The organism is Achromobacter denitrificans NBRC 15125, from assembly GCF_001571365.1.
Taxonomy (GTDB): Bacteria; Pseudomonadota; Gammaproteobacteria; order Burkholderiales; family Burkholderiaceae_B; genus Achromobacter; species Achromobacter denitrificans.
Map to the genome: position 1 here is coordinate 44,009 of NZ_BCTQ01000021.1, position 26,162 is coordinate 70,170.

26 protein-coding genes and 1 pseudogene are annotated in these 26,162 nt (G+C 65.4%); 13 read left to right on the plus strand and 14 right to left on the minus strand.

Annotated elements, in window-relative coordinates:
* Nucleotides 1–27 precede the first annotated feature (27 nt).
* Entirely contained in the window at nt 28–426 is a 399-nt protein-coding gene (locus tag ADE01S_RS18060) for a diacylglycerol kinase (RefSeq protein ID WP_062683105.1), read from the minus strand.
* A gap of 289 nt (nt 427–715) precedes the next feature.
* Between ADE01S_RS18060 and ADE01S_RS18065 the strand changes: the two genes are divergently transcribed.
* Nucleotides 716–2,251, plus strand: coding sequence for a mannitol dehydrogenase family protein (locus tag ADE01S_RS18065; RefSeq protein WP_062683106.1), 1,536 nt, complete (start codon nt 716–718; stop codon nt 2,249–2,251).
* A 57-nt stretch (nt 2,252–2,308) separates the two neighbouring features.
* Here ADE01S_RS18065 and ADE01S_RS31315 read toward each other — a convergent pair.
* The 5 genes and pseudogenes from ADE01S_RS31315 to ADE01S_RS18090 all read right to left on the minus strand — a co-directional run.
* Nucleotides 2,309–3,304: pseudogene (locus ADE01S_RS31315) on the minus strand (amidohydrolase family protein); the annotation flags it as partial.
* Nucleotides 3,301–3,840: a 3-hydroxyanthranilate 3,4-dioxygenase gene (locus ADE01S_RS18075; protein ID WP_062683108.1), complete on the minus strand. Its 540-nt coding sequence runs from the start codon at nt 3,838–3,840 to the stop codon at nt 3,301–3,303. The gene ADE01S_RS18075 and the pseudogene ADE01S_RS31315, both read right to left, overlap by 4 nt.
* Before the next feature lie 125 nt (nt 3,841–3,965).
* Entirely contained in the window at nt 3,966–4,946 is a 981-nt protein-coding gene (locus ADE01S_RS18080) for a LysR substrate-binding domain-containing protein (protein WP_062683109.1), read from the minus strand.
* 14 nt (nt 4,947–4,960) lie between these two features.
* A complete protein-coding gene (locus ADE01S_RS18085) occupies nt 4,961–5,422 on the minus strand; it encodes a RidA family protein (RefSeq protein WP_062683110.1) in 462 nt (153 codons plus the stop codon).
* 22 nt (nt 5,423–5,444) lie between these two features.
* Nucleotides 5,445–6,902 (minus strand): 2-hydroxymuconic semialdehyde dehydrogenase, encoded by a 1,458-nt coding sequence (locus ADE01S_RS18090; RefSeq protein WP_062683111.1) that lies wholly within the window; start codon nt 6,900–6,902, stop codon nt 5,445–5,447.
* Between the two features lie 139 nt (nt 6,903–7,041).
* Here ADE01S_RS18090 and ADE01S_RS18095 point away from each other — a divergent pair, with 139 nt between their 5' ends.
* A complete protein-coding gene (locus ADE01S_RS18095; protein ID WP_062683112.1) occupies nt 7,042–7,533 on the plus strand; it encodes a MarR family winged helix-turn-helix transcriptional regulator in 492 nt (163 codons plus the stop codon).
* Between the two features lie 13 nt (nt 7,534–7,546).
* Here ADE01S_RS18095 and ADE01S_RS18100 read toward each other — a convergent pair whose 3' ends face one another.
* The 3 genes from ADE01S_RS18100 to groES all read right to left on the minus strand — a co-directional run bounded on the left by ADE01S_RS18100 (nt 7,547) and on the right by groES (nt 10,641).
* Nucleotides 7,547–8,473 (minus strand): YihY/virulence factor BrkB family protein, encoded by a 927-nt coding sequence (locus ADE01S_RS18100; RefSeq protein ID WP_062683113.1) that lies wholly within the window; start codon nt 8,471–8,473, stop codon nt 7,547–7,549.
* Between the two features lie 202 nt (nt 8,474–8,675).
* On the minus strand, nt 8,676–10,316 hold the full coding sequence (gene groL, locus ADE01S_RS18105; protein ID WP_062683114.1) for a chaperonin GroEL: 1,641 nt from the start codon (nt 10,314–10,316) through the stop codon (nt 8,676–8,678).
* Between the two features lie 37 nt (nt 10,317–10,353).
* Nucleotides 10,354–10,641, minus strand: coding sequence for a co-chaperone GroES (groES, locus tag ADE01S_RS18110; protein WP_006221616.1), 288 nt, complete (start codon nt 10,639–10,641; stop codon nt 10,354–10,356).
* A gap of 476 nt (nt 10,642–11,117) precedes the next feature.
* Here groES and ADE01S_RS18115 point away from each other — a divergent pair, with 476 nt between their 5' ends.
* Complete coding sequence (locus tag ADE01S_RS18115; RefSeq protein WP_370511542.1) at nt 11,118–11,396, plus strand: LysR substrate-binding domain-containing protein; 279 nt, start codon at nt 11,118–11,120, stop codon at nt 11,394–11,396.
* Nucleotides 11,397–11,432: 36 nt separating this feature from the next.
* Here the strand turns inward: ADE01S_RS18115 and ADE01S_RS18120 are convergent, their stop codons facing one another.
* On the minus strand, nt 11,433–12,338 hold the full coding sequence (locus tag ADE01S_RS18120) for a LysR family transcriptional regulator (protein ID WP_062683116.1): 906 nt from the start codon (nt 12,336–12,338) through the stop codon (nt 11,433–11,435).
* 137 nt (nt 12,339–12,475) lie between these two features.
* Between ADE01S_RS18120 and ADE01S_RS18125 the strand changes: the two genes are divergently transcribed.
* From ADE01S_RS18125 to ADE01S_RS18170, 10 genes are all read left to right on the plus strand, one after another.
* Nucleotides 12,476–13,678 carry a pyridoxal phosphate-dependent aminotransferase gene (locus ADE01S_RS18125; protein ID WP_062683117.1) on the plus strand — a complete coding sequence of 401 codons (1,203 nt, stop codon included), beginning with the start codon at nt 12,476–12,478 and terminating at the stop codon, nt 13,676–13,678.
* Nucleotides 13,679–13,690: 12 nt separating this feature from the next.
* Nucleotides 13,691–14,446 carry a serine O-acetyltransferase gene (gene cysE, locus ADE01S_RS18130; protein ID WP_062683118.1) on the plus strand — a complete coding sequence of 252 codons (756 nt, stop codon included), beginning with the start codon at nt 13,691–13,693 and terminating at the stop codon, nt 14,444–14,446.
* Nucleotides 14,447–14,523: 77 nt separating this feature from the next.
* Nucleotides 14,524–15,411: an amino acid ABC transporter substrate-binding protein gene (locus ADE01S_RS18135; protein ID WP_062683119.1), complete on the plus strand. Its 888-nt coding sequence runs from the start codon at nt 14,524–14,526 to the stop codon at nt 15,409–15,411.
* An 84-nt stretch (nt 15,412–15,495) separates the two neighbouring features.
* Complete coding sequence (locus ADE01S_RS18140; protein ID WP_062683120.1) at nt 15,496–16,209, plus strand: amino acid ABC transporter permease; 714 nt, start codon at nt 15,496–15,498, stop codon at nt 16,207–16,209.
* A 7-nt stretch (nt 16,210–16,216) separates the two neighbouring features.
* Entirely contained in the window at nt 16,217–16,900 is a 684-nt protein-coding gene (locus tag ADE01S_RS18145; RefSeq protein ID WP_062683121.1) for an amino acid ABC transporter permease, read from the plus strand.
* A gap of 17 nt (nt 16,901–16,917) precedes the next feature.
* Nucleotides 16,918–17,655: an amino acid ABC transporter ATP-binding protein gene (locus tag ADE01S_RS18150; RefSeq protein ID WP_062683122.1), complete on the plus strand. Its 738-nt coding sequence runs from the start codon at nt 16,918–16,920 to the stop codon at nt 17,653–17,655.
* 52 nt (nt 17,656–17,707) lie between these two features.
* Nucleotides 17,708–18,685 carry a Bug family tripartite tricarboxylate transporter substrate binding protein gene (locus tag ADE01S_RS18155; RefSeq protein WP_062683123.1) on the plus strand — a complete coding sequence of 326 codons (978 nt, stop codon included), beginning with the start codon at nt 17,708–17,710 and terminating at the stop codon, nt 18,683–18,685.
* A 34-nt stretch (nt 18,686–18,719) separates the two neighbouring features.
* The gene (locus ADE01S_RS18160) at nt 18,720–19,505 is read left to right on the plus strand and encodes an SDR family oxidoreductase (RefSeq protein WP_062683124.1); all 786 of its coding nucleotides are present in this window, start codon (nt 18,720–18,722) and stop codon (nt 19,503–19,505) included.
* A 13-nt stretch (nt 19,506–19,518) separates the two neighbouring features.
* Nucleotides 19,519–20,235 carry a ribonuclease activity regulator RraA gene (locus ADE01S_RS18165; protein ID WP_062683125.1) on the plus strand — a complete coding sequence of 239 codons (717 nt, stop codon included), beginning with the start codon at nt 19,519–19,521 and terminating at the stop codon, nt 20,233–20,235.
* 203 nt (nt 20,236–20,438) lie between these two features.
* Nucleotides 20,439–20,690: a VOC family protein gene (locus ADE01S_RS18170; RefSeq protein WP_242663458.1), complete on the plus strand. Its 252-nt coding sequence runs from the start codon at nt 20,439–20,441 to the stop codon at nt 20,688–20,690.
* Nucleotides 20,691–21,032: 342 nt separating this feature from the next.
* On the opposite strand, the gene ADE01S_RS18175 is transcribed toward ADE01S_RS18170, so the two are convergent.
* The 4 genes from ADE01S_RS18175 to ADE01S_RS18190 are packed head-to-tail and all read right to left on the minus strand — an operon-like array spanning nt 21,033 to nt 25,948.
* Nucleotides 21,033–21,908: an isocitrate lyase/PEP mutase family protein gene (locus tag ADE01S_RS18175; RefSeq protein WP_062683126.1), complete on the minus strand. Its 876-nt coding sequence runs from the start codon at nt 21,906–21,908 to the stop codon at nt 21,033–21,035.
* A 32-nt stretch (nt 21,909–21,940) separates the two neighbouring features.
* On the minus strand, nt 21,941–22,912 hold the full coding sequence (locus ADE01S_RS18180) for a Bug family tripartite tricarboxylate transporter substrate binding protein (RefSeq protein WP_062683127.1): 972 nt from the start codon (nt 22,910–22,912) through the stop codon (nt 21,941–21,943).
* A complete protein-coding gene (locus ADE01S_RS18185; RefSeq protein WP_062683128.1) occupies nt 22,909–24,933 on the minus strand; it encodes an NAD(P)/FAD-dependent oxidoreductase in 2,025 nt (674 codons plus the stop codon). Before ADE01S_RS18185 ends, ADE01S_RS18180 begins: the two co-directional genes overlap by 4 nt.
* Nucleotides 24,934–24,949: 16 nt before the next feature.
* Nucleotides 24,950–25,948, minus strand: coding sequence for a Bug family tripartite tricarboxylate transporter substrate binding protein (locus tag ADE01S_RS18190; RefSeq protein WP_075873438.1), 999 nt, complete (start codon nt 25,946–25,948; stop codon nt 24,950–24,952).
* Nucleotides 25,949–26,162: the final 214 nt, after the last annotated feature.

The window sequence follows — 26,162 nt, forward strand, 5'->3', positions numbered from 1 at the left end:
CGCATCCGGGGGGGATGCCAAGCCGTGTCAATGCATGACGAAACGGCTGATGGCGACGCCGATCCAGACCGTTCCCGCGAAGATCAGAAGCAGCATCACGGCCGCGCTGCCGAGGTCCTTGGCGCGCCCCAGCAGTGGATGCGATTCGACCGAAAGGGCGTCGGCCAGCGCTTCGATGGCGGAATTCAGCAGCTCCGCCGCCAGCACCATGATGACCGTGCCCACCAGGAAAAACACCTCGACCGTGGTCCGGCCCAGGAAGAACGCCGCCGGAATCATCAGCACGGCCAGCGCCAGTTCCTGGCGGAAGGCGGCTTCGTACTTGATCGCGGCCTTCAGACCCTGCAAGGAGTAGCGCAGCGCGTTCAGGATGCGACGCAGGCCGCCGGTGCTCTTGTAGGGCGAATGATGCGGATTCGAGGTCATGGATCGGGAAAGAAGGCCGAGGACCGAATATTCTACCTATCCGCCCCGTAACAAATAAGCAACTTGCCAAGGAGCCGGCGGGCCAGGGCGGCGCCCCGCGGGCCGGGGCCGGGTTCCGGCCGGCGGTTGAAACGGATGTGGCGACACGGACGGCGGCATGCTATACCCTGGCGTTGCGCCGGGCCAGGGAGTCGATGCCGACGGAATGCTCGCCGCCAGAGTTATTCCTCCACGCGCCCGCGGGCCGGCCGACAGGCGGGCGTTGGGCGCTCTATGGCACAGACCATCCATGCTTGAACGCTTGAACACGGAGTCCCTGCCGCGTCTGCCCGCAGACGTGGAGAAGCCTGCCTACGACCGCAGCCGGCTCACCCCCGGCATCGTGCATCTGGGCCTGGGCGCTTTCCACCGCGCGCACCAGGCCGTGGTGACCGATATGGCGATGCAGGCCAGCGGCGACCTGAGCTGGGGCATCCTCGGCGTCTCCCTGCGCAGCGCCGCCACGCGCGACGCGCTGACGCCGCAGCACGGCCTCTACGCCGTGGCCCTGCGCGACATCGGCCCCGACGGCCAGCCGCGGGAACAGCTGCGCGTGGCGGGCTCGGTCTTGCGCGTGATGGTGGCGGAGGAAGACCCCAACGCCGTCCTGGAACGCATCGCCTATCCGCAGACGCGCATCGTCAGCCTGACCATCACGGAAAAGGGCTATTGCCGCGAGCCGGCCACCGGCTACCTGCGCTGGGACGACCCCGACATCGAACACGACCTGGGCAATCCCGAGCGGCCGCGCAGCGCCATCGGCATCCTGGTCTACGGCCTGGCATTGCGGCGCGAGCGCGGCTTGCCGCCCGTGACGCTGCTGTCCTGCGACAACCTGCGGGGCAACGGCGATATCCTGCGCACATTGGTGCTGGCGTTTGCCTTGCGCGTGGACGTGGCGCTGACGCAATGGATCGACGCGAACTGCACGTTTCCGAATTCGATGCTGGACCGCATCGTGCCCCGCACCGAAGACGGCGACCGCGAGCGGATCGCCCGCCGCCTGGGCGTGGAAGACGCCTGGCCGGTGGTGGGCGAACCCTATCTGAACTGGGTCATCGAAGACAAATTCGCCGCCGGCCGCCCCGCCTGGGAAACGCAGGGCGGCGCCACCTTCGTGCGCAGCGCCGCGCCGTACGAGCGCCTCAAGCTGCGCATGGCCGACGGCCCGCACTCGGCGCTGGCCTACCTGGGCGCGGCGATGGGCAAGGCCACCGTCGCCGAGGCGCTGGAGGAGCCGGCCCTGCGGCGTTTCGTGGAAGACATGATGCGGCTGGAAATCGCCCCCACCCTCAAGGGCATTCCGGGCGCCGGCCTGGAAGAGTACCGCCTGCGCTTCCTGGCCCGGGCGGCCAATCCGGCGTTGCGGCTCAGCACCCGGCAGGTTGCCATGGACGGGTCCCAGAAGCTGCCGCAGCGCCTGCTGGACACCATACGCGACCGCATGCGCAGCGGCGACGACATCACGCGCCTGTGCCTGGCCGTGGCGGCCTGGCTGCACTACCTGCGCGGCGAGGACGAACTCGGCGCGCGCTATTCCATCCAGGATCCGATGGCGGCCGCGTTGGCCAAGCTGACGATGCGCGCCGAGGTCGCGGCCCGGGCGGCCGCGCCGTCGCAGGCGGCGCAGCGGCGCGCGACGGTGCTGGCCGGCTTCAAGCCGGTGTTCGGCGAGCTGGGCGAATCGGCGGAATTCGTCGCCCACCTGACCGCGCACCTGGAAGCCCTGCGCCTGCACGGCGCGGCGCAAGCCGCGCAGGCCCTGGCCTTGGCCCAGGCGGTATAGCGCAGCTCCTCGCGGCGCGGCGGGGCTGGCGCGCGCGGGCGGGCGCCGCGTGCAGCGGTCCAGCCCGAAGAACGCCATCGTGTTGCGGCACAGGATCTTCTCCTGCACCTCCGGAAGCAGGCCGGCGTGCGTTACCAGCCTGCCCACTTCCTGCTCGCCCAGGGGGTAGGGATAGTCGGAGCCCAGCAGGACGCGGTCTTCGCCCATCACGTCGATCAGCAGCCGCAGTGCGCGCGGATCGAAGACCGCGCTGTCGGTATAGAAGCGGTCGGTGTAGGAGGAAGGCAACTGCGGACAATCCTGGCGGATGATGTCGCGATGCCGCCAGGCGTTGTCCACGCGCCCGAGCAGGAAGGCGAAGCTGCCGCCGCCATGCGCAAAGCACAGCTTCAGGCTGCGCGGGATGCGTTCGAAGGCGCCCGACAGGATCAGCGACAGGATGCCGAGCTGGGTTTCCGCCGGCATGGCGACCAGCCAGGGCAGCATCCATCGCTTCATGCGGCCGTCGGTCATCATGTCCCAGGGATGGACCAGCACGGGGATGTCGTCGCGCGCGCAATGAATCAGGAACTGCACCAGGGTTTCGTCGTCCAGGTCGCGGGGGCCGACGTGGTTGCCGATCTGCACGCCCAGATGGCCGGCCGCGCGCGCGCGCGACGCTTCGCGGCAGGCCAGGTCCAGGTCCTGCAGCGGCACTTGCGCCAGCGCCTTCAGGCGCGAAGGCGCGTGGGCGCAGTGTTCGAGCGCCAGGTCGTTCATGCGCGCGGCCCAGTCGGCCGCGGCCTGCGCGGGATAGCTGTAGCCGAACATGATGGGGGTGGCGCACAGGATCTGCACGTCCACGCCGTGCCGATCCATCTGCCGCAACCGCAGGCCCGGGTCCCAGAGCGTGGCGTCCACCGGGCGGAAGGGTTGGTCGCCGGCCATGATCTGGCCGCGGGCGCCGTCGCCTTCCGGGCGCAGCCAGGGCGCGTTGACGGGGTCGAGCGCGGCGGCTTCCTCCCGCGTGATCGGCGGGAAGAAGTGCGCATGCATGTCGATTTTCTGGATCATAGTGGGGCGGGCGCCTCTCCCTTGCCCGGGTGGATCGCGCCGCAGGCCGGACAGCGGCGCTTTTCCGCGCTGGAATAAAAGGCCTGGAACAGCGGCGGAAGGTCGGTGACGATGCTCTGGAGCTGCACTTCCGCGCGGTGCACCAGGTGATGGCATTGCGGGCAATACCATTCAAAGCCGTCCAGCAGGCCCGGGGGGCGCTGCCGCTCGATCACCAGGCAGGCGCTGCCGGTCTCGGGGCGTTGCGGCGAATGGCGCACATGCGGCGGCAACAGGAAGATGTCGCCTTCCTTGAGATCCACGCGTTCCGGCTTGCCGTCGATCCAGAGCGACAGCCAGGCGTTGCCGCGCAGCTGGTAGAAGAACTCTTCCAGCGGATCGTCGTGGTAATCGGTGCGTAGGTTCGGCCCGCCGACCACCGTCACGATGAAATCCGCGTCCTGCCAGATCTGCTTGTTGCCGACCGGCGGCTTGAGCAGGTGCGCGTTGTCGTCGATCCAGCGTCGGAAATTCAACGGGGAACCGTAGGCGAGCATGGGGAACTCCAGGAAGAGGTGAACGGCGCTCTGCCCAGGAGTCTAGGCGGGCCCGGCCGGGCTTGCACAATAGAAATCGCGTGCCTGGCCATGCCGGTTATCTATCGCGGGATAACCCTGAGGCTTCAGCCGTCGGATTCGGCGGGCGCCGTTCCGCGTTGTCCGGCGATCTGCTTCAGGTAGCCCACCAGCCGCTGGCAGGCCGGGGTCAAGGGGCGGTCGGCCCGGACCGAGTAGCCCACGTCGCCGAACGCGCCGAACACGTCGGTGGGCAATCGCGCCAGGATGCCCATGTCCAGGAACTGCGCCGCCGCGTCGTAGGGGATGAGCGCGAGCGCGTCGCTGTGCATCAGCACCCCGATGTTCGTCAGCAAGGACAGCGATTCGACGTGCCGGGCGGGCAGGGGCAGGCCGGCATCGAAGAATGTCCGCTCGATCGAGGCGCGCAGCGGCGAGGCGGGCGAGGGCAGGATCCAGATGCCGTCCGCCAGGTCGGCCAGCGCCACCTTGCGCGCCTTGGCCAGCGGATGGCGCGCGCCGGCCACGAGGCAGAGCGCTTCCCGGTACAGCTTGTGGTGGTCCACGGCCACCCCGGAGATCGACGCCATGTCCGCGCCGGGCAGGCGGCCCACGACGATGTCCAGGTCGCCCGTGGCCAGGGCCGGCAGCAGTTGCGCGGTCGGGCCTTCGCGCACCGTGACCTGGATGCCCGGGTGTTCGGTCATCAGGCGGGCGATGGCCTCGGGCAGCAGCTTGGCGGACGCCGCGATGAGCGTGCCCACCACCACGTGGCCGCTGGCCCCGCCCAGCACCGCGTCGATGTCGTCGGCCATGTAGCGGACTTCGGCCATCATGGCGTGGACGCGGCGGCCCAGCACCACGGCCAGTTCGGTGGGGGCGACGCCGCGGTTGGAGCGCTCGAACAGCGTGGCTCCGAAGAAGGCTTCCAGGTCGTGGATGGCCTTGGTGACGGTGGGCTGGGTCAGGTGCAGTTCGCTGGCGGCGCGCGACAGCGAACGGCGCGCCAGCACGCGTTCGAAGATCTGCAGCTGATGCAGCTTCAGCTTGTGGCTGAGCGCATTGGGCGTGATGCGGAAGTTCGACATGCGCGGCGCCGACGCTAGCGCCCGAGCGGCTTGTAGGCCACCGCCTTGATTTCGATCAGCAGCTGCGGATGCGGCAGCTGGTGCACCGCGACGGTGGTGCGCGCCGGGCCGTCGGCGTCGAAGAACTCGCCGTAGACTTGGTTGTATCCGCCGAAATCGTTCATGTTCACCAGGAACGTGCTGATCTCCACCACGTCGGCCAGGGTGGCGCCGGCGGTGCCCAGAATGTCCCGGATGTTCTCGATGACGGCGCGCGTCTGCACCCGGATGTCGAGCGTCGCGGTGCCCATGGCGTCCACCTCCGCGCCCGCGATGCGGTTGTCGGGCAGGCGCGAGCTGGTGCCGGAGACGAACAGGAAATCTCCGGCGCGCTTGATGTGCGGGTACTTGCCGCGGGGCGTGGCCTTGCCGGCCACCACGGTGGCGCCGACCTCGGGCCGGTTCGGGGCGGGCTGGCCTGTGCTGGACTGGTTCATCGTGTTTTCCTTGTGCGTGAAATCAGAGTTTGACGCAAACGTTGGTGGGTTCGGTATAGAAATGCAGCGAATGGCGTCCGCCCTCGCGGCCGATTCCCGACAGGCCGCTGCCGCCGAAGGGCGTGCGCAGGTCGCGCAGGAACCAGCAATTGACCCAGGCCAGGCCGACCTTCATCGCTTGCGCCACGCGGTGGCCCCGGGCGAGATTCTGCGTCCAGACCGCGGCGGCCAGCCCGTAGCGCGTGTCGTTGGCCAGGCGGATGGCCTCGTCCTCGGTATCGAAGGGCGCCACGTGGCACACCGGGCCGAAGACTTCTTCCTTGATGCAGCGGGCCTGTTCGGACAGGCCGGTCCAGACGGTGGGCTGCACGTAGGCGCCTTCGTCGCGGGCGTCTCCGAATACCGGGATGCCACCGCCGGCCACCACCGTCGCGCCCTCCTGGCGGGCCAGCGCGAAGTACGACAGCACCTTCTCGCGGTGCTCGCGCGACACCAGCGGGCCCATTTCGGTGTCCGGATCCATCGGCCAGCCGATGCGCATCGCGCGGGCCCGCGCTGCCAGCGCTTCCACGAAACGTTCGTAGAGGGGGCGCTCGACGTATACGCGCTCGGTGCACAGGCAGACCTGCCCGCAATTGGCGAAGACCGAGCGCGTCACGCCCTCGACCGCGGCGTCGAAATCCGCGTCGGCGAACACCAGGGCCGCGTTCTTGCCGCCCAGCTCGAACGACACCGGCTTCACGCCCGGCGCGACGGCGCGCATGATGGCCGCGCCCGTGGCGGACTCGCCCGTAAAGGTGATGCCGTCGATATCCGGGTGCGTGGTGAGGAACTCGCCCGCGGAGTCCGGGCCGAAGCCGTGGGTCAGGTTCAGCACGCCGGCCGGCAGACCGGCCTGGTCCGCGACCTCGGCCAGCAGCGTGGCCGTGGAGGGCGTGACCTCGGACGGCTTCATGATCACGGTGTTGCCGAACGCCAGCGCGGGCGCCACCTTCCAGGTCAGCAGCAGGAGCGGCAGGTTCCAGGGCGAGATCACGCCCACCACGCCCAGCGGCTTGCGATAGGCATAGTTCAGCGCCTGCCGCCCGTCGGGCGTGTCGGTCATGTAGCTTTCCATGTCCAGCGTGCGGGCCAGCTCGGCGAAGGCCCGGAAATTGGCCGCGCCCCGGGGAATATCGATCTCGCCGGCCCAGCCGACGGGCTTGCCGGTGTCGCCGATCTCGGCCCGCAGGAAATCGTCGAAGCGCCGCGAGATACCGTCTGCCAGCGCCAGCAGGTGATCGGTGCGCGCGGCGACCGGCAGCGCCGCCCAGGCGGGCAGGGCGCGCTGCGCGGCCCGCAAGGCGCGGTCCACCTGGTCGCGGCCGGCTTCATGGACCCGGGCGATCAGGCGTCCGTCCACGGGGCTGCGCTTGTCGAACGTGGAGACGCCGTCCTCGAAACGGCCATCGATATAGTTGCGTAACTGACGGATCGTCATGCCGGGCCTCTGATAACGGACAAATAAATACGTATACGTACTAATTGTGGGGATCATAGGTACCCGCCGCCCGCAAGTCAATGCGCGTTTTCGACGACACCTGCGCCTACAATCGCCAGGCGTACTCCATGGAAGCCCGATGACCGCCACAGCCCGACCCGCCCGCCCCGGCCAGGCCAAGCTCCGCGCCCTGAATGAATTCGACCTGACCCGCGTTGCCTCGCACCTGCTGCGCCGGGCCCACTTCCGGGCCGAAGGCCTGTTCGCCCAGGCCTTCCCCGACGAGGACCTGACCCCGCGCCAGAAGGCCCTGCTGATCACCGTCCATCAGAACCCGGGCGCCACGCAGAATCGCATCGCCGAATTGATCGCGCTGGACCGCAATTCCTTTGCCGAAATGATCGCGCGCATGACCAAGAAGGGTTATGTGCGCCGCACGCGTTCCGCCGAAGACGGCCGCGCCTACGCCCTGGACATCACGGACGAGGGGCTCGCTCTCCTGGCGCGCATCCTGCCGGCCGATGCCGCCGTCGAGGCGCAGGTGCTGGCGCCCATTCCCGAGGCGCTGCGGCCCGTGTTCCTGAAATGCCTGCGCCTGATGGCCGGGCTGGAAAGCCCGGAAGAGCCCTGAGCCGGCCCGGCGCTCAGGCGCCGGGATCGGCTTCCGAGGCAGCCGCCTGAGCCTCGGGCGGATGTTTCCGGCCGAAGCGCAGCGCGAACTGTCGTGTGAACACGGCGCCGAAGAAGAAGATCTGCGCCGAGTAATAGATCCAGAGCAGCAAGGCGATCAGCGAGCCCGCCGCGCCATAGGCGGACACGGCCGCGCCACGGCTGAGGTACAGCCCGATGCCCCATTTGCCGACCAGGAACAGCGCCGCCGTCACGATGGCGCCGGGGATCACGTCCGGCCATGAGATCTTCGCGCTGGGCAGCAACTTGAAAATGACCGCGAACAGCGCCGCCACCACCGAGAAGGAAAACAGATTGGATATCCACTCCGCCACCAGCGCGAAGGAGGAAGCCGTCCACAGGTCGCCGTAGTAGGCGCGCGCCGCCGCGAGGCCGGCGTTCACGGTCAGGGAAATCAGCAGGAACAGCGCCAGCACCAGCACCAGGCCGAACGAGAGCATGCGGCTGCGCACCATGCCGTGCAGCCCGCCCTTCTGGTTGGCCGACACTTCCCACAGATCGTCCAGGCTGGCCTTCAGCTCGGCGAAGGCCGTGGTGGCGCTGAAAATCAGCACGAAAATCGAAATCAGCGCCGCGATCCAGCCGCCGCCGGACTCGTGGGCGCTGGCCAGCACCGTCTGGATCACCTCGGCTCCGCGCTCGCCGGTCAGGTCCCGCAACTGCGAGAACAATTCCGAGCGCACCGCGTCCTCGCCGAAGAAGGCGCCCGCCACGGCGATCACCAGGATCAGCATGGGCGCCAGGGAGAACACCATGTACAAGGCCAGCGCCGCGCCTTTGCTCGACGCGCGATGGGTCGACCACTGCTTGGCGGAGTCCATCAACAGCCCGCCGATTTCGGACGGGCGCAGCGTACGCAACAGGGTCTTTGGAAAACGCATGGAACTCGGCTCTTTCTGGGGAACCTTCATTGTAGGGACGCATGCGCCGCGGCGAAACCCGCAGATTGTGCGCAAACGTGTTTGCCCGTGAGGCTGCGTTGCGCCCGGAAAAAGAAAAACCCCCGGGGCGAAGGACCGGGGGTTTTTCGGGATACTGCATTCCCCGGCCGGAGCCGGGGAGGCCTTGCAGGGCAAGCGGGACTTAGAAGTCCATGCCGCCCATGCCGCCCATGCCGCCGGGCATGGCCGGAGCAGCGGGCTTGTCTTCAGCCAGTTCGACGACGGCGGCTTCGGCCGTCAGCAGCAGGCTGGCGACGGAGGCAGCGTTCTGCAGGGCGGTACGGGTCACCTTGGTGGGATCCAGCACGCCTTGCTCGACCAGGTCGGTGTACTCGCCGGTCGCGGCGTTGTAGCCGAAGTTGCCCTTGCCGTTCAGCACGTTGTTCACCACCACGCTGGCTTCTTCGCCGGCGTTGGTAACGATGGTGCGCAGCGGCTCTTCGACAGCGCGCAGGATCAGCTTGATGCCGGCGTTCTGGTCAGGCGTGTCGCCCTTCAGCTCGGTGATGGCTTGCTTGGCGCGCAGCAGAGCAACGCCGCCACCAGCCACAACGCCTTCTTCCACAGCAGCGCGGGTAGCGTGTAGGGCGTCTTCGACGCGAGCCTTCTTTTCCTTCATTTCGACTTCGGTGGCAGCGCCAACGCGAATCACGGCAACGCCGCCGGCCAGCTTGGCCACGCGTTCTTGCAGCTTTTCACGGTCGTAGTCGGACGTGGCTTCTTCGATCTGGACGCGGATTTGCTTCACGCGGGCTTCGATCGACTTGCTGTCGCCAGCGCCGTCGATGATCGTCGTGTTTTCCTTGCCCACTTCGATGCGCTTGGCTTGGCCCAGTTCAGCCAGGCCGGCCTTTTCCAGCGACATGCCGGTTTCTTCGGAGATCACCGTGCCGCCCGTCAGGATGGCGATGTCTTCCAGCATGGCCTTGCGGCGGTCGCCGAAGCCAGGCGCCTTGACGGCGGTGGTCTTCAGGATGCCACGGATGTTGTTCACAACCAGGGTGGCCAGGGCTTCGCCTTCGACGTCTTCGGCGATGATCAGCAGCGGACGGCTCGACTTGGCGACTTGTTCCAGCACCGGCAGCAGGTCACGGATGTTGCTGATCTTCTTGTCGAAAATCAGGACAAACGGATCTTCCAGGGCGGCAACTTGCTTGTCCGGGTTGTTGATGAAGTAGGGCGACAGGTAGCCGCGGTCGAATTGCATGCCTTCGACGACGTCCAGCTCGTTTTCCAGCGACTTGCCGTCTTCGACGGTGATGACGCCTTCCTTGCCGACCTTGTCCATCGCGTCAGCGATGATCTGGCCGATGGAGGTGTCGCTGTTGGCCGAGATCGAGCCGACCTGGGCGATTTCCTTGCTGGTCGTGACCGGCTTGGATTGCTTCTTCAGTTCGGCGACGGCGGCGGCGACGGCCTTGTCGATGCCGCGCTTCAGGTCGATCGGGTTGAAACCGGCGGCAACGTACTTCAGGCCTTCCTGAACGATGGCCTGGGCCAGCACGGTGGCGGTGGTGGTGCCGTCACCGGCGTTGTCGGAAGTCTTGGAGGCGACGTCCTTCACCAGCTGGGCGCCGATGTTCTCGAACTTGTCCTTCAGTTCGATTTCCTTGGCGACGGACACGCCGTCCTTGGTCACGGTCGGGGCGCCGAACGAGCGCTCCAGCACGACGTTGCGACCCTTGGGGCCCAGGGTGGTCTTGACAGCGTTGGCGAGGACATTCACGCCGCGGACGATGCGCACGCGGGCGTCGTCACCGAACAATACTTGCTTGGCAGCCATTTCTTAGCTTCCTTCGAAAATTCGTTTGAGGCAGGGTTTACTGGACCACGGCGAGGATTTCGTCCTCGCGGATGACGAGCAGTTCTTCGCCATCAACCTTCACGGACTGGCCGGCGTACTTGCCGAACAGAACCTTGTCGCCAGCCTTCAGGTCGACGGGCAGGATCTTGCCGTCTTCGGTCTTCTTGCCGGGGCCGACGGCCACGACTTCACCTTGATCAGGCTTTTCAGCGGCGCTGTCGGGGATGACGATGCCCGAGGCAGTCTTGCGCTCGTTTTCGAGGCGTTTGACGATCACGCGATCGCCCAGGGGACGCAAGGCCATGTGGAACTCCTGTTACTAAAAGAAGAAGAGAATGATCGGTTGGGCCCCGGGAGCGTTGTTAGCACTCACCGGTGTCGAGTGCTAATTATAGGGATGATGTTCTAGGCTTCAAGGGGGGGAGGCCGGGCTGTTACATATTGAGGGGGGAGGAGCGGCGCGTTGTATATTGGGGACGGGGTTGTTGCCGACGCACACCGGCCGGGGTGCTGTCGGAATTCACTAGCTGTGAATGGAATCCACGTAACTTGAAACGGACAACCCTGCAACTTCAAGTGGTTAGCAAATCTAGGTTGTCCCCTTTTAGGTTCGACTCATCGGATTTGAAGGCCCCGTCGTTGGGTGATCCTCAGCCGAAAGTACTGTCGAAGTTCATCGAACTTGAGATTTGGTTCACTGAAGTTGGGGTGTAACAAGTCTGTAGACTGAGGCGGCGCGCGGGTTGCGACGGAGGATCGCCACGGCTGACCGGCCCCCTGCTGGAGGATACGCAGCTCACATTGAGCGCGGTCCTGGCCGATCTTGGAGTCGGCCTGCTGCGCCTGGCGCTGATCGAAGGGGAGCTGGCCGCCGGCCGCCTGACGCAGCCGTTCGACCAGATGCTGGACACGGGCCTGGACTACTACCTGTGGGTGCGCGAGGATGACCCGCCAACCGAGGCCGCGACCCATCTGGCCAAATGGATATTGGCCGAGTGCGCGGCTGTTTCCGCTGCTCCGGGCGCCATGCATGCTGAGCGCGGCCGGCGTTCTGCGTGAATACGCTGAATACGCGCGCGAGAAGGCTTCGGCCGGCTAAAAGTAAGAGGGCGAGGCTCTTGTGAAATCGCACGTCTCCGTCGCAATGGACGAGACGAACTGCACGAAGACATCTGCTCGAGACTTGTCGAACATCAGCACATACGGCATGCGCGGAATGGCGGGAGTGCTGCGGATGACCTTGAGCTTCGCGGCGTCGATGGAGTCCTCGAAGATGCCTTGCGGCAAGTAGCAGATGCCCAGGCCGGAGATCGTCAAGGCAGCAGCCGCGGTCAGGTTGCTGCTGGAGACGGTCCTCTCGAATCTAACGTGTTGCCTCTCCAGCCAATGCGACATCATCGTGCCCAATCCCGAGGCGTTGGATTGTTCTATCACCGTGTACCGAGCCAACTCCTTCAGGGGCAGGGTGTCGACGTCCGGAAGGTAACTCGGGCTGCACATCCAGGCGTATTCCACCGAGTCCAGCGAAACCACCTCCAGGCCGCTATCCCTGAACGCATCGGGCGTCACAACCACATCCAGGTCGCCATCTTGGACTTTGCTCGCCAGGACCGCGCTGGTGTCGACAACCGGTTCGATCAAGACGTGCGGATACGCGCCACGGATCCGCTGAACGAGCCCCGGCAGCCATGTCAGCGCCGTCAGTTCGGTCACGCCGATGCGCAGGTTGCGTGGCGGGACGGGATGGACCCGGCTTACGTCCACAAACCGCGTTCGTGCCGACAGCATTTCCCACGCCAGCGGCTTGAGTTCTACCCCGCGCACGGTGAGCTGCGCTCTTCGCCGCGAGCGGTCGAACAGTTCGAGACCCAATGCGGCCTCCAGCTCCAACACGCGTTTTGAGACCGCTGACTGCGTAGTGCTGAGCTGCGCGGCGGCCCTGTCGAAGCTGCCAAGTTCCGCCGACCAGTAGAAGGCCTCGACTTGTTTGAATGTGACCATATATGCGCTCCCGCCCTAAATCACGACCTGTTCTGATTCACGAATTTTATTCGTATTAAGCATTCTAAACATTCGCTTGTGGAATGTTATGTGCGCCACTAAATTTGTCGCTAACAGGCACACAACTGGGCATACCGATGACATTCCTCTCCAGCCGGCTCGATCGCATTCAACCTTCCCCCAGCATCATGGCGCTCACGCGCGCCAAGGCCCTCATCGCCGAGGGCGTGGATGTGTGCAATCTCACTGCGGGCGAACCGGATTTCGACACTCCGCCCCACATTATCGAAGCGGCCTACCAGGCGCTCCTGGCGGGGCAGACGAAGTACACCGCCGTCGATGGAACGGCGAACTTGAAGAAGGCCATCAGCGACAAGTTCATGCGCGAAAACGGCCTGGACTATCCGCCGGATCAGATTTCGGTGGGCGCTGGCGCCAAGCAGGTGCTGTTCAACGTCCTGACGGCGACCATCGATGATGGCGACGAGGTGGTGATCCCGGCGCCTTATTGGGTGTCGTATCCGGATCTGGTGCGCCTGAACGGCGGTGTGCCCGTTTTCATCGTCGCCGGCTTCGAGCAAGCATTCAAGATCACGCCCGAGCAACTGGAAGCGGCCATTACGCCGAAAACAAAGTGGCTGATCCTCAATTCCCCGAACAATCCGAGCGGCGCGGTTTATTCGCGCGAGGAACTGCGCGCCCTCGGGGAGGTGGTCAGGCGCCATCCCCAGCTCCATGTCCTGACCGACGACATCTACGAACACCTGCTTTACGACGGCGCGGCCTATGTCTCGTTCGCGCAAGCGAATCCTGACCTCCTCGCGCGAACGGTGACAGTCAATGGCGTATCCAAGGCATACGCGATGACGGGCTGGCGCATCGGCTATGCCGGCGCGCCCAAGCCCTTGGTGAAAGCCATGGAGAAACTGCAGTCGCAAACCAGCGGCAACCCGGCAACCGCCAGCCAGGCCGGCGCGGCGGCCGCGCTTTGCGGTCCCTTCGGGTTCATCAAGGACTGGGTTGCCCAGTTCGAGCGGCGCCGCAACCTAGTGGTGTCGAGCCTGGATGGCCGGCACGGACTGAAATGCCCGTCTCCTCCCGGCGCGTTCTACGTCTACGTGTCCTGCGCCGAGCAGATCGGCAAGACGACGCCCATGGGCAAAACGATCGTGGACGACAACGATTTCGTGTCCTATCTGCTCGACGAGCATAGGGTCGCCACCGTACAGGGCTCGGCTTACGGACTGTCTCCCGCATTCCGCCTCTCGTTCGCGACTTCCGAGGAAGTGCTCAAGAAAGCTTGCGACCGCATCTTAGAGGCATGTGCCGCGTTGAAGTAAGGGAGGGCAGCAATGCTGGCTGCGCTGACGATTTCCCCTCGCGAGGGGCTGGCATGCGCCGGGCTCATCGAGCGCCTGGCGGCCGCCGAACCGTTGCTCGCCGGCACCGTGGCGCCCCTGCTGGCGTCCGATGGAGACCTGCTGTCGATACTGGCCTGGCAGTTGGCCGGTCAACTCGCTGGAGAGGCTGTCTCCCATTCGCAACTACAGGCCTTGTTTTCTGAGGTCTTGAATGCGGCGCCCGGCTTGACCGCAATCGTCGTACAGGATTTTGACGCCGCCCTGGAGCGCGATCCGGCAAGCGAATCGGCGCTGCAGATTCTCTTGCACATGAAGGGCTTCCAGGCGTTGCAAAGCCATCGCATCGCGAATGCGCTGTGGCTGCGGGGACGCCGCTCGTTGGCGCTGCATCTGCAGGCCGTGTCCAGCAGGGTATTCGGTGTCGATATCCATCCGGCGGCGCATATCGGCGCCGGCATCATGCTCGACCACGCCACCGGCATCGTGATCGGTGAGACCAGCGTGGTCGGGGATGGGGTGTCGATTTTCCAGAATGTGACGCTGGGAGGCACGGGCAAGGCGCGCGGCGACCGGCATCCCAAGATTGGCCCCGGCGCGGTGCTCGGGGCCGGCGCAGTGCTGCTCGGTCCGATCCGTGTCGGCGCGGGCGCTCAAATCGGCGCGGGCAGCGTCGTACTTCGCGACATTCCCGATTCCGCCACGGCGGTCGGCATACCCGCCCGAGTCATCGACCCACGCGGCGGCTAGCGCCGTCCACCGCGAGTATTGGATAACCACGCCAACGTACCCAACCGCCACATCAACCAGTTGCACCGGAGAGTACCTTGAAAACCATTTATTCCCTGATCGCCGCTACGTTTCTGGCTGGCACCGCCTCCGCTCAAGCCGCGGACACACTTTCCCGAATCAAGAATTCAGGAACCATCACGATGGGGGTGCGCGAATCGACGGCGTTCTCCTATGCACTGGGGGCGGGTAAATACACCGGCTTTCACTACGACGTATGCACGAATGTGATTCGAGACATACGCAAGCAACTTGGCCTGTCCGAGCTGCAGACGCGCTACCAACTGGTGACGTCCCAGAACCGCATCCCGCTGGTGGCCAACGGCTCCGTCGATCTTGAGTGCGGCGCCACCACCAACAGTAAGGCGCGTCAGCGCGACGTCGCGTTCGCGCTGACTACCTATGTCGAGGAAGTCCGGATGGCCGTCCGTGCCGACTCGGGGATCGATTCGATCAAGGACCTCGCCAATCGCACCGTTGTCACGACGACCGGAACGACCTCCGTGCAACTGCTGCGCAAGCACGAACGGGCCAACAACATTGGCTTCAAGGAGGTATTCGGCAAGGATCATTCGGAAAGCTTCCTGATGCTGGAGCAGGGCCGCGCGGACGCTTATGTCATCGACGCGTCGACGTTGGCGACCTTCATCGCCAAGTCGAAGCAGCCTTCGGGCTTCAAGATCGTCGGCGAGGTTTTGAGCGTCGAGCCGATCGCCATCATGATCCCCAAGGACGATCCGGAGTTCAAGGCCGCCGTCGACGCCAGCATCAAGGCGCAAATCAAATCCGGCGAGATGGAACAGTTGTGGAGCAAGTGGTTCCTCAACCCCATCCCGCCCAACGGCGTGACGATCAACCTGCCGCTCGGAGAGGCCACCCGTGAGGCATGGGCCAATCCGAACGATAAGCCCGCCGATGACTACTGATAGAGCGGAAAAGATAGTCCCTTGCGCGGCGGCTCCCGCTACTCCGGGAGCCGCCGCCGTGGGGGCGTTTAGGGGGAGACCTTTGTGTTCAATCTAGATTGGCGGGTATTTCTGGAGGATCCAGGTGGCCGATTTCCCACGTACTGGCAATGGCTGCTCAACGCGTGGGGCTGGACGGCGGCGGTAGCCGGTGCGGCGCTCGTACTGGCGTTGGCGCTGGGCCTGGTGATCGGAACCCTACGCACCTTGCCCAAGTATCCCGTGCTCGTGTGGTTCGGCGACGCATGGGTGGAGATCTTTCGCAACATCCCGATCCTGGTGCAGGTGTTCATCTGGTACCACGTGGTGCCCGCCCTTGTGCCGCCACTGCGTAGCACACCGAGCTTTGTTCTGGTGGTGTGCGCACTGGGCTTGTTCACCTCGGCCCGCATCGCCGAGCAGGTGCGGGCGGGCATTGAATCTCTTTCCTGGGGACAGAGGCTGGCAGGTCAGGCATTAGGATTCACCATGCCGCAGACCTACCGTTTCGTCCTCCTGCCGATGGCGCTGCGCATCATCATTCCTCCGCTCACGAGCGAGACGATGAACATCGTGAAGAACTCCTCGGTGGCCTTCGCCGTGTCGATTCCGGAGCTGACGATGTTTGCAATGCAGGTCCAGGAAGAAACGTCGCGGGGTATCGAAGTCTACCTGGCGGTGACAGTCCTCTACATCGTCACGGCGCTTGCGATAAACCGCGTCATGGCGGTCATCGAGGAACGTACCCGGATCCCGGGCTATGTTGGGAATAGAGGGTGAGCCGGCAATGAATCTCGATATTGCATTCTACGACTGGCAGGCCCTGAAGGATTTCCTCATCCCCGGCCTGATCTTCAGTGTCCAATTGACGGTGGTGGCTACGATCGGCGGCATTCTCGTCGGGACCATGCTGGCGATCGTCCGGCTCAACGGACCTGCCGTCGTGGCGCGCGCGGCGGACATCTACGTCACTGGCATGCGCAGCATCCCGGCAGTGATGGTGATTCTCTGGTTCTTTCTGCTGGTGCCTACCTGGTTTTACCAGTACCTGCCCGGCGGCATAGACCGGCGCGCCGAATACTCGGCCTACATCACCTTCATCGCATTCGAGGCTGCCTATTTCAGCGAGATCGTCCGTGCGGGTATCCAGTCGATTGCCGCGGGGCAGGTCAATGCGGGCCGTGCCCTGGGGATGACGGGGCCGCAGACGCTGATGCTGATCATCCTTCCACAGGCGGCGCGCAATATGTTGCCCGTGTTGCTGACGCAAACCATCATTCTCTTCCAGGACACCTCCCTGGTCTACGCGATCGGCGCCTACGACCTGCTGAAGGGCTTCGAAACGGCAGGCAGGAACGCGGGCCGTCCGATTGAGGCGTATCTGCTGGCGGCAGCTGTCTATCTGGCGATTTGCTTCCTGATATCCAGGGTTGTGCGTCAGGTCGCCAAGCGCATCGCCATCGTCCGCTGAAAAGGAACGAAATAACCATGATTGAACTGAGCAATGTCTCCAAGTGGTATGGGAAGACGCAGGTCCTGGACGGCTGCAGCACGTCCATCGGGAAAGGCGAGGTGGTGGTGGTCTGCGGCCCCTCCGGTTCCGGAAAATCCACACTGATCAAGACGATCAACGCGCTGGAGCCGATACAGCAGGGGAACATCATAGTGAACGGCACGCCGGTGCACGACAAGCGCACGAACCTGCCCAAGCTGCGTAGTCACGTCGGCATGGTGTTCCAGCACTTTGAACTGTTTCCGCACCTTTCGGTGACTGAGAACCTGGTCATCGCCCAACGTCGGGTCCTGGGCAGGAGCGCAACCGAGGCTAACGCGCGCGCGGCCAGATTGTTGGAGCGGGTCGGGATGCAGGCGCACAGCGCCAAGTTCCCCGGCCAGCTCTCCGGTGGCCAGCAGCAGCGCGTCGCCATCGCGCGTGCGCTCACGATGGACCCTATCGTCATGCTGTTCGACGAGCCGACATCCGCGCTGGACCCGGAGATGGTCGGCGAGGTGCTGGAAGTCATGGTGGGCCTGGCGCGCGAAGGAATGACGATGGTCTGTGTCACCCACGAAATGGGTTTCGCCCGGAAAGTCAGTGATCGGGTCATCTTCATGGATGTCGGCGGGAAGATTCTGGAAGATTGCGACAGCACGACGTTCTTCAGCGATCCGGAAGGACGCCATCCGCGCTGCCGGGATTTCCTGAACAAGGTGCTTGCGCATTGATGCGCGGGCTACCGGCAGGCTAAAGGACACATAACGTAGAAAGGAGACAACAATGCAACGCCGCACGTTCCTCTTGCAATGCGCAAGCCTGGCCGGCGCATCGGCAGTGCCCATTCTGGCGCGCGCCCAGGGCGCCTACCCGTCACAGCCGATCAAGGTGGTGGTGGGTTTCGCTGCGGGTGGTGGCGCCGATGCGATCGCCCGGTTGATTTCGTCCGCACTGGCCCAGGAGCTAAAGACCTCGATCATCATAGAGAACAAGCCCGGCGCCAACGCGAATATCGCCACCGATTCGGTGGTCCGATCCGCCAAGGACGGCTACACGCTGCTCTACAACACGTCGGCCATCACAATCAGCCCCTATCTCTACAAGTCGTTGTCCTACGACCTGAAGCGCGACTTGGCGCCCATCGCCCTGACCGCCGAGATACCGCTGATTCTGGTGACCTCGTCTTCGAATCGCGCGCGGACGCTGGACGATTTCATCAAGCAGCTCAAGGCCAATCCAGAGAAGTTGAACTACGCATCGTCCAGCCCGGGCAATCTGACGCACCTGGCCGCCGTGGAGTTCCTGCGGGTGTCGCAGACTACGGCGTTCCATGTGCCTTACAAGAGCGAGTCGCCCGCGGTCACCGACCTTATCGGGGGCAGGGTGCAGTTCTACATCGGCAATGCCAACACGCTGCTGCCCCAGATCAAGGCGGGCAAGTTGACGGCGCTTGCTGTGACCAGCGGCCAGAGATTGCCGCAACTGCCGGACGTGCCGACGCTGGCCGAGACCCTGCAAGCGGGGCTGGAAATGGCGGCATGGTCCGGCTTCATGGCGCCGGCGGGCACGCCGGCCCCGGTCTGCAAGACGCTGGAAACCTCGCTGCAGCGCGTTATCACATCGCCCGCCTTGAGCAAGCAGATCTTCGACAGTGGCGCAACGGCGCGCTTTGCGGATGCCGCTGCCTATCAACGCCTGATCGAACAGGAACTTGCACGATGGGCCCGGGTCGCCAAGGAAGCCGGCATCCAGCCCGAGTGATTTTTTCAACGAAAACTCAGACGAGGTGAATCGAATGGACATGGGACTGAAGGGGCGTGTCGCCCTGGTCATGGGGGCCGGCGGCGGCTTGGGCAGCGCGATCGCCCGCGCGCTGGTCGATGAGGGCGCGAGCGTGGCGGTGGTGGATATCGACCCCGCGGCGCTGGAGAAGGTCGCAACCGACCTGGGCAACCGCGGGGCGAAGACGCTCGCCGTGCCCTGGGATCTGGCCGATGCCGGCGCCGTCGAGAACAACATCGCTCGTATCGAGGCCACGCTGGGGCCGGTCGATATTCTCGTCAACAATACCGGTGGCCCGCCTCCGACGCCGGCATTGGGTCAGGACGCTTCCGTATGGCAACGCAGCTTCGAGGGCATGGTGCTGTCGGTGATCCGGATCGCGGACCGCGTCGTGCCCGGCATGCGCGAGCGCAAGTGGGGCCGCGTCGTTACCAGCGCTTCTTCGGGCGTGGTGTCACCCATTCCGAATCTCGGCATTTCCAACGCTTTGCGGCTTTCGCTGGTGGGGTGGTCCAAGACCCTGGCTCGCGAAGTGGCGCCGGACGGTGTTACCTGCAATGTCATCGTGCCCGGCCGTATCGCCACGCCGCGCATCGAGTATCTTGATCGCGCGAAGGCTGAACGGGAAGGCCGCTCCGAAGAGGATGTCCGTGCGGAGAGCACCGGCTCCATTCCCATGAAGCGTTATGGCAAACCGGAAGAATACGCCCGCGGGGTGGTCTTCCTTGCCAGCGACGCGGCTTCATACGTCACCGGCACCGTCCTGCGTGTGGATGGCGGCCTTATTGCAAGCATCTAGACGGATTCCCATCATGTCCCAAGCAGAACCTTTGACCCCACAGCAAGTCGAGACCCTGAAATCAGTCACGACCGCGACCATCAGCACGATCCTGTTCAAGCGCGGCTTGCGCAACGTCTGGCTGCGCGGCCCTATGCCCGTTGCGCCGGAAACGCCGCGCATTGCAGGAAGGGCGTTTACCATGCGCTTCGTGCCGGCGCGTGAAGATCTCTCCAATCCAGCCGCATGGTCATCGCCCACATCCACGCGCGTCGCTGTCGAGCAGATGCCCGAAGGTTGTGTGGCGGTGGTCGACGCCATGGGTTGCACGGATGCGGGAATCTTCGGCGACATCCTGTGCGCGCGCATGAAGGTTCGCCAGGTGGCCGGCTTGGTGACCGATGGCGTGGTGCGCGACCTGGTGGGTGTGCGCAAATCCGAACTGCCCACGTGGGCCCGCGGCACCGCGTCGCCCGCCGCGGTGGCCAGCCTGACCTTTGTCGGCTGGCAGCAACCCATCGCTTGCGGCGGCGTCGCCGTGTTTCCCGACGATGTCATCGTTGCCGATGATGACGGCGCGATCCTGATCCCCTCCACGCACCTGGAGGAAGTGTTGGCCGACGGGCCCGAGCAAGAGCGCTTCGAGGCGTGGGTGGTCGAGGAAGTGAATCGAGGAGCCGCGCTGCCCGGGCTCTATCCGCCGAACCAGGAAAGCCAGGCTCGCTACGAGAAGTACTGCTCCAAGGGGTGAGGGGGCAGGAGGCCAGAAAAGCCGGGTTGGCTTTCAAGCATTGCAAAATGCTCTCCGGCTCGGCGGATTCCACGGATATCGCCAAGACTTCGCGTGAATTGGCAAATCCAGGGGGCACTCGTGCATCTAGCATGTACCAAACGTCCTGGAGACCGTGCATGCCACTTCACTACCTTGAGTACTACCTTGTCCAGACCCCCGAGATGGGTAAGACGGTGGACTGGTGCGAACGCGTACTCCAGCTGCGCTGGGGGCCGACGCCCAACGTCGGCTTTCCGGTGCAGTGGATGTACATCGAAGACCGGGATGTGCTGCATATCACGCACGGCGGCGCCAAGGTCACGGACAACCGGAAGGCCTATCTGGGGCAGCAGTCGCAGGCCGTCGGTGGATCGGGTGTGATCGACCACGTCGCGTTCCGTTGCTCGGGGCTGGCGGCTCACTCGGCCATCTGACCCCGTGTGAGTACGTCCAAAAGTGGTCAGTGCAACCAGCAGAGGCAGCCACCCTCCAGTTTTGAACTGTCCAAATTACGGGGGAAGGTCAGAGATCCGACAGGTGCCGAATTTCATTCAACCTGAGATTGGGTTCACTGAAGTTGGCCGGTAACCGGTGGGGAGATCGAGGGCGCGTTCCGGCCCGAGGGGCCTTGTCGGCCTGGATCGCCGCCAGCCGCATGCACGGCGGCAGCCGCGACGAATAAGGCCAGCGAATGCTGATGATGGAATGCGGTCAGCATAAAAAAATCCCGGGGAAGACCCGGGAAAGCACGGCGCTCTTCATCCATTCCTTTTGCGTCAGCGCTCCGCGTAGCGCCGTTCCAGTTCGTCGTACAACGGCTTGCGGACCAGGCGCTGGCGTTCGTTGAAAGGCGCCAGCAGCGCGGGGTCTTCGTCGAGCTTGCCGTCGCGCTTGAGCGCGGACAAGGCATTCTGCATGCCCAGCACCGCGCCTTGCAGCGCCGCGTTGGCGTACAGCACCAGGCTGTAGCCCATGCCGCCGAGCTCCTGGGCGCTTAGGGTGGGCGTCTTGCCGCCCACCACGATGTTGATCAACAGGGGATGCTTCAGCAGCTGGGGAATCCTGCCGATCTCCTCCAGGCTGGTCATGGCTTCGACGAACAGGATGTCGGCGCCCGCCTCGGCGAACTTCTGAGCCCGTTCGATCGCGGCCTCGAAGCCTTCGACCGCGCGGGCGTCCGTGCGCGCGATGATCTGGAAATCCGGATCCTGGCGCGCGTCGGTGGCCGCGCGGATCTTGTCGAGCATTTCCGACAATGGCGCCACCGCCTTGCCGGCGAAGTGGCCGCAGCGTTTCGGGAAGGCCTGGTCCTCGATCTGGATGGCATCCGCGCCGGCGCGTTCCAGCGCGCGCACGGTGTGCCATGCATTGACGGCATTGCCGAATCCGGTGTCGATGTCCACGATGAGGGGCAGGTCCTCCACCGCCTCGCGGATCCGCATCGCGGCGTCGGCGACGTCGCGCAGGCCGATGATGCCCAGGTCCGGCGCGCCGTAGTGCATATTGGTCAGTCCGGCGCCGGTCAGGTAGACGGCCTCGAATCCCTGGTCCGCCACGATCCGGGCGCTCATCGCGTTGAACGCGCCGGCCACGATCAGGCCATTGCGGAGGGCCACCTTCTCGCGCAGGATGCGCTTCGTCGATTTTTCCATCGGTATCTCCTTCGGTGCGCGGCAAGACGGCTTCATTCGAGCCGTATCTTTGCCGCCTGGATCAGTTTTTCCCAACGGGCGGCTTCGCTCGCCAGGAACTCGTTGCCTTGCGCGGGGCCGCCGTTTATCGTGGTGACGCCGATATTCTGGAGCTTTTCACGCAGATCCGGCTGGCGCAGGGCTTCGGAGAACGTCCTCGCCAGCGTGTCGACCACTTCCTGCGGCACCTTGGCGGGCGCGGCGACCATATACCAGGTCGTCGACGCGTAGCCCTTCACCCCTTCCTCCTCGATGGTCGGAATGTCCGGCGCGATGGGCGAACGCGTGCGGCCCGTCTGGCCCATGGCCTGCAGCCGCTTGTCGCGGATGAACGGCAGGCTCTCGGCGATCGGCTGCACGGTGATGTCGGTCTGGGCGCCGATTACGTCGGTCATGGCGGCGCCGCCGCCCTTGTAGGGCACGTGCAGGTATTGCAGGCCGGTCATGGAGCGCAGCACCTCGGCGGCCAGGTGCGAAGAGCTGCCGTTGCCCGAGCTGCCGAAGCGTATGGCGTCGGGCGCCTTCTTGCTTATCTTCACCAGGTCTTCGATCGACTTCGCGCCCAGCGAGGGCCGCGCCAGCAGCATCAGCGGCGCCTCGCCGACCAGCGAGATCGCCTTGAAATCGGAGAGCTTGTAGGGAACCTTGGCGTACAGGCTGGGATTGATGGCGATGCCCGGCGTGGCGAAAACCACCGTGTAGCCGTCGGGGGCCGCCGTCGCCACCGCATCCAGGGCCAGGTTGCCGCCCGCGCCGGGCCGGTTCTCCACGACGAAATTGAAGCCCGACAGGTCGCCGGCCTTCTGCGCGACCATGCGGCCGACGATGTCGGCGCTGCCTCCCGCCGGGAACATGACCACCACGCGGATCGGCCGGCTGGGGTATTTGCCGGCCGCCTGCGCCGCAGGCGCGACGATGGCGGTGGCCAGCAGGGCGGTGAACAACGATTTGAAGCGTGTCTTCATGATGTCGTCTCCTTGTGCACGGATGCCGGATGCTTCCGGTTTTCGTTTTGTGTGGCGTGGTCCATCAGCAGCGCGGTCATCCAGCCGTCGCGGATCGCGGCCAGGAAGTCGCCGGGCGCGTTGCAGTCGCCGATGCGGGTATAGGGAACGCCGCTGGCTTCGACCGCGGCCAGGACTTCCAGCGCGGGCCGGGGCCCGGTGGCGAATACCAGCCAATCGCCGATGGGCAGGCTTTCGGCGGGCTCGTCGCCGCGCTGGATGTCGATCCGATCGCCGGCGACGCCCAGGATGCGGCAGTTGGTGATCATGGCCACGCCATCGGCCGCCAGGCGCTCGACCAACTCGAACCGGTTGTTGCGCGCCATGCCCGTGGCGATGGAGGGCAGGCGGTCGAGTATCGTGATGCGAGCGCCGCGCACGCGCAGCGCGTCCGCGGCCTCGGCCCCCACCATGCCGCCGCCCACGATGGTGACGCGCAGCCCGGGCCGGACGGCGTCCAGGTCGGCCAGCACGTCCCAGGCGTGCAGCGCGCGCACGTCCGGGGCCAGGGCCGCCAGGTCCAGCGGCGGCGCGGCCGGGCGCGAGCCGGTGGCGACGATGACGTGGTGCGGCGCGAACGCGCGGATGCCGTCGGCGTCGGCCTGCACGCCGAAGCGCACCGGCACGCCCAGTTCCTGGACGGTCTTCCAGCGATAGCTCCAGACCGGTTCGACCTCGGCCTTGTCGGGCGAGGCCACCGCCAGCGGCATCTGGCCGCCCGGCTGCGCGCGCTTCTCCCAGATGTGGACGTCGTGGCCGCGGCCCTTGAGGACGCGCGCGGCCTCCACGCCCGCCACGCCCGCGCCCAGCACCAGCACGCGCCGGCGCCCGTGTTCGGGGGCCGGGAAGAGCTGCGGCTCTGCGTAGGGCAGGGCTTCGAACTCGGTGCCTATCATCGGGTTCTGCACGCAGGAGACATCCTTCTCCAGCGTCAGGCGCTCGAAGCAGACGTTGCACGCGATGCATTGCCGGATCGGCGCGCGGATCCTGCCGAAGGCCTTGTCGCACCAGTGCGGATCGGCGTAGAGCGCGCGGCCGACCGACACGAAGTCCGCGCTGCCGGAAGCCAGCAGGCCCTCGGCGTCCCGCGGCTCGACGATGCGGCCGGCGACGAACACCGGGATCTTCACCGCCTCCTTGATCGGCTTGGCGTGCGGCGCCAGGCAGCCGCGTGGAAACGAGGGCGGCTGGATACAGAACTTGGACAATTGCGGGCTTTCGTTGCTGCCGCCCGAAAGGTCGATCGCGTCCACCCCCGCCCGCTCCACCGCCCGGGCCAGGGCGACGATGTCCTCCTGGCTATAGCCGCCCTGCGCGAATTCGCTGGCCGACAGCCGCACCACGAGGCACAGCTCCGGCAGCGCGTCGCGCATGCGGCCGATGGTCTCCAGCAGCAGCCGCATGCGGTTGTCCAGCGAGCCGCCGTAGGCGTCGGTGCGCTGGTTTACGCGCGGACTGAAGAACTGCTGGAACAGGTAGCCGTTGGCCGCGTGGATCTCCACACCGTCGTAGCCGGCCAGCCACAGCCGGCGCGCGCTGGCCACGAACAGCTTCTGGATTCCGACGATTTCCTCCGTCGACAGCGCGCGCACTTTGTCGCCGGTGTTCGGATTGACCCAGGGCGACGGCCCCACGGGCTCCATGTTCAACACCGAGCGGCGCAGCAGCCCCCCACGATGGTTGAGCTGGCCGAACACGTGGCAATCGTGCTGCTTGATCGCCTCGACGAGGCTGGCCAGGCCGGGGATGAACCGGTCGTGATAACAGCAGAGCGAGTTGTGGTGCGGCCGGGCCTGCTCGGTCACGACCATGGCCTCGGTCATGATCATGCCCACGCCGCCCTTGGCGCGCTCCTCGTAATAGCGCCTGTCGCGTTCGGTCGACAGGCCGTCCGTCGTGCTGTAGTTGGTGCCCATGGGCGCCATCACGACGCGGTTTTTCAGGCGCAGGCGGCCTACCTGCCCCGGTTGTGCCAGCAACATGTCCGTGGCTCCTGGGTCAGCTGCCAGCCTGTACGCCGGCGTCCTTGATGAGCTTGCTCCAGCGCTCGCCCTCTTGCTTCATGAAGGCGTCGAACGCGACGGGGGACTCCTGCGTGAAGGGCCCGATGCCCAGCTTTTCCAGCTTGGCCTGGGTGTCGGGATCGTCCATGGTCTTGACCAGGGCCTTGTGCAGCTTCTCGCGGATGTCCATGGGCAGCCCCTTGGGACCCATGATGGCGAACCAGTTGAAGGCGATGACCGAGGGCAGGCCGCCCTCGACCGTGGTCGGCACCTCGGGCATGGTCGGCGAGCGCTTGGTGTCGGTCACGGCGATGGCGCGCAGCCGGCCATCCACCACGAGCTTCTGGAGCGCCGGCAGGTCGACGATGATGCCGTTGACGTGGCCCCCCACGGCGTCCGCCATGCCTGGGCTGGCGCCTTTGTACGGGACGTGCACCACGCGCCCGTTCGACGCCGCCTTGAGCAGCTCGATGGCCAGATGCGGCAGGCCGCCGGCGCCGGCCGACGCCAGGGTAATGTCCTGCTTCTTCGACAGGGCCACCAGCTCGGCCAGGTTCTTGGCCGGCACGTTGGGGTTGATCGCCAGGAGCTCGGGGGTGGAGGCGACGGTCGTGATGCCCGACAGGTCCTTGTAGGGGTCGTAGGGCAGGTTGGGGTAGGCGTAGTAGCTGAGCAGCAGGGGGCTCACGCTTCCCAGGGTGATCGTGTAGCCGTCGGGCTTGGCGCGCGCCACGTATTCGGTGCCGATGGTGGCGTTGGCGCCGGGCCTGTTTTCCACCACCACCGGCACGCCCAGGACGTTGCCCAGCTTGGGCGCGATGATCCGGGCCACGATGTCGTTGGACCCGCCGGGCGGAAAGCCCACCACCATGGTGATGGGCTTGGAGGGATAGCTGTCGGCCGCCAGGACCGGCGCCGCGGCCGCCGCCAGCGCGCCGGCCAGGAACACTTTCAACACATTGCGACGAGATACTTCGGGGTTCTTGATAAGCATGATTTGTCCTGTGCCGCGTCCCGATCCGCCAGGCCTGGCCTGGCGAACCGGAATGCGGTCGTCCTCCGTTGATGTTGTCGTTAGTCTCAAATCACATCGAGGCCTCGGCCCGTGCCGGCCCAAGGCCATGCGCCCCTTGCGGAATCTCCGTTCAAGGGCGTGTACCGCCGGAACCGGACGCGCCGGCCCCCCAATGTTCGCTTCATGACGCTGC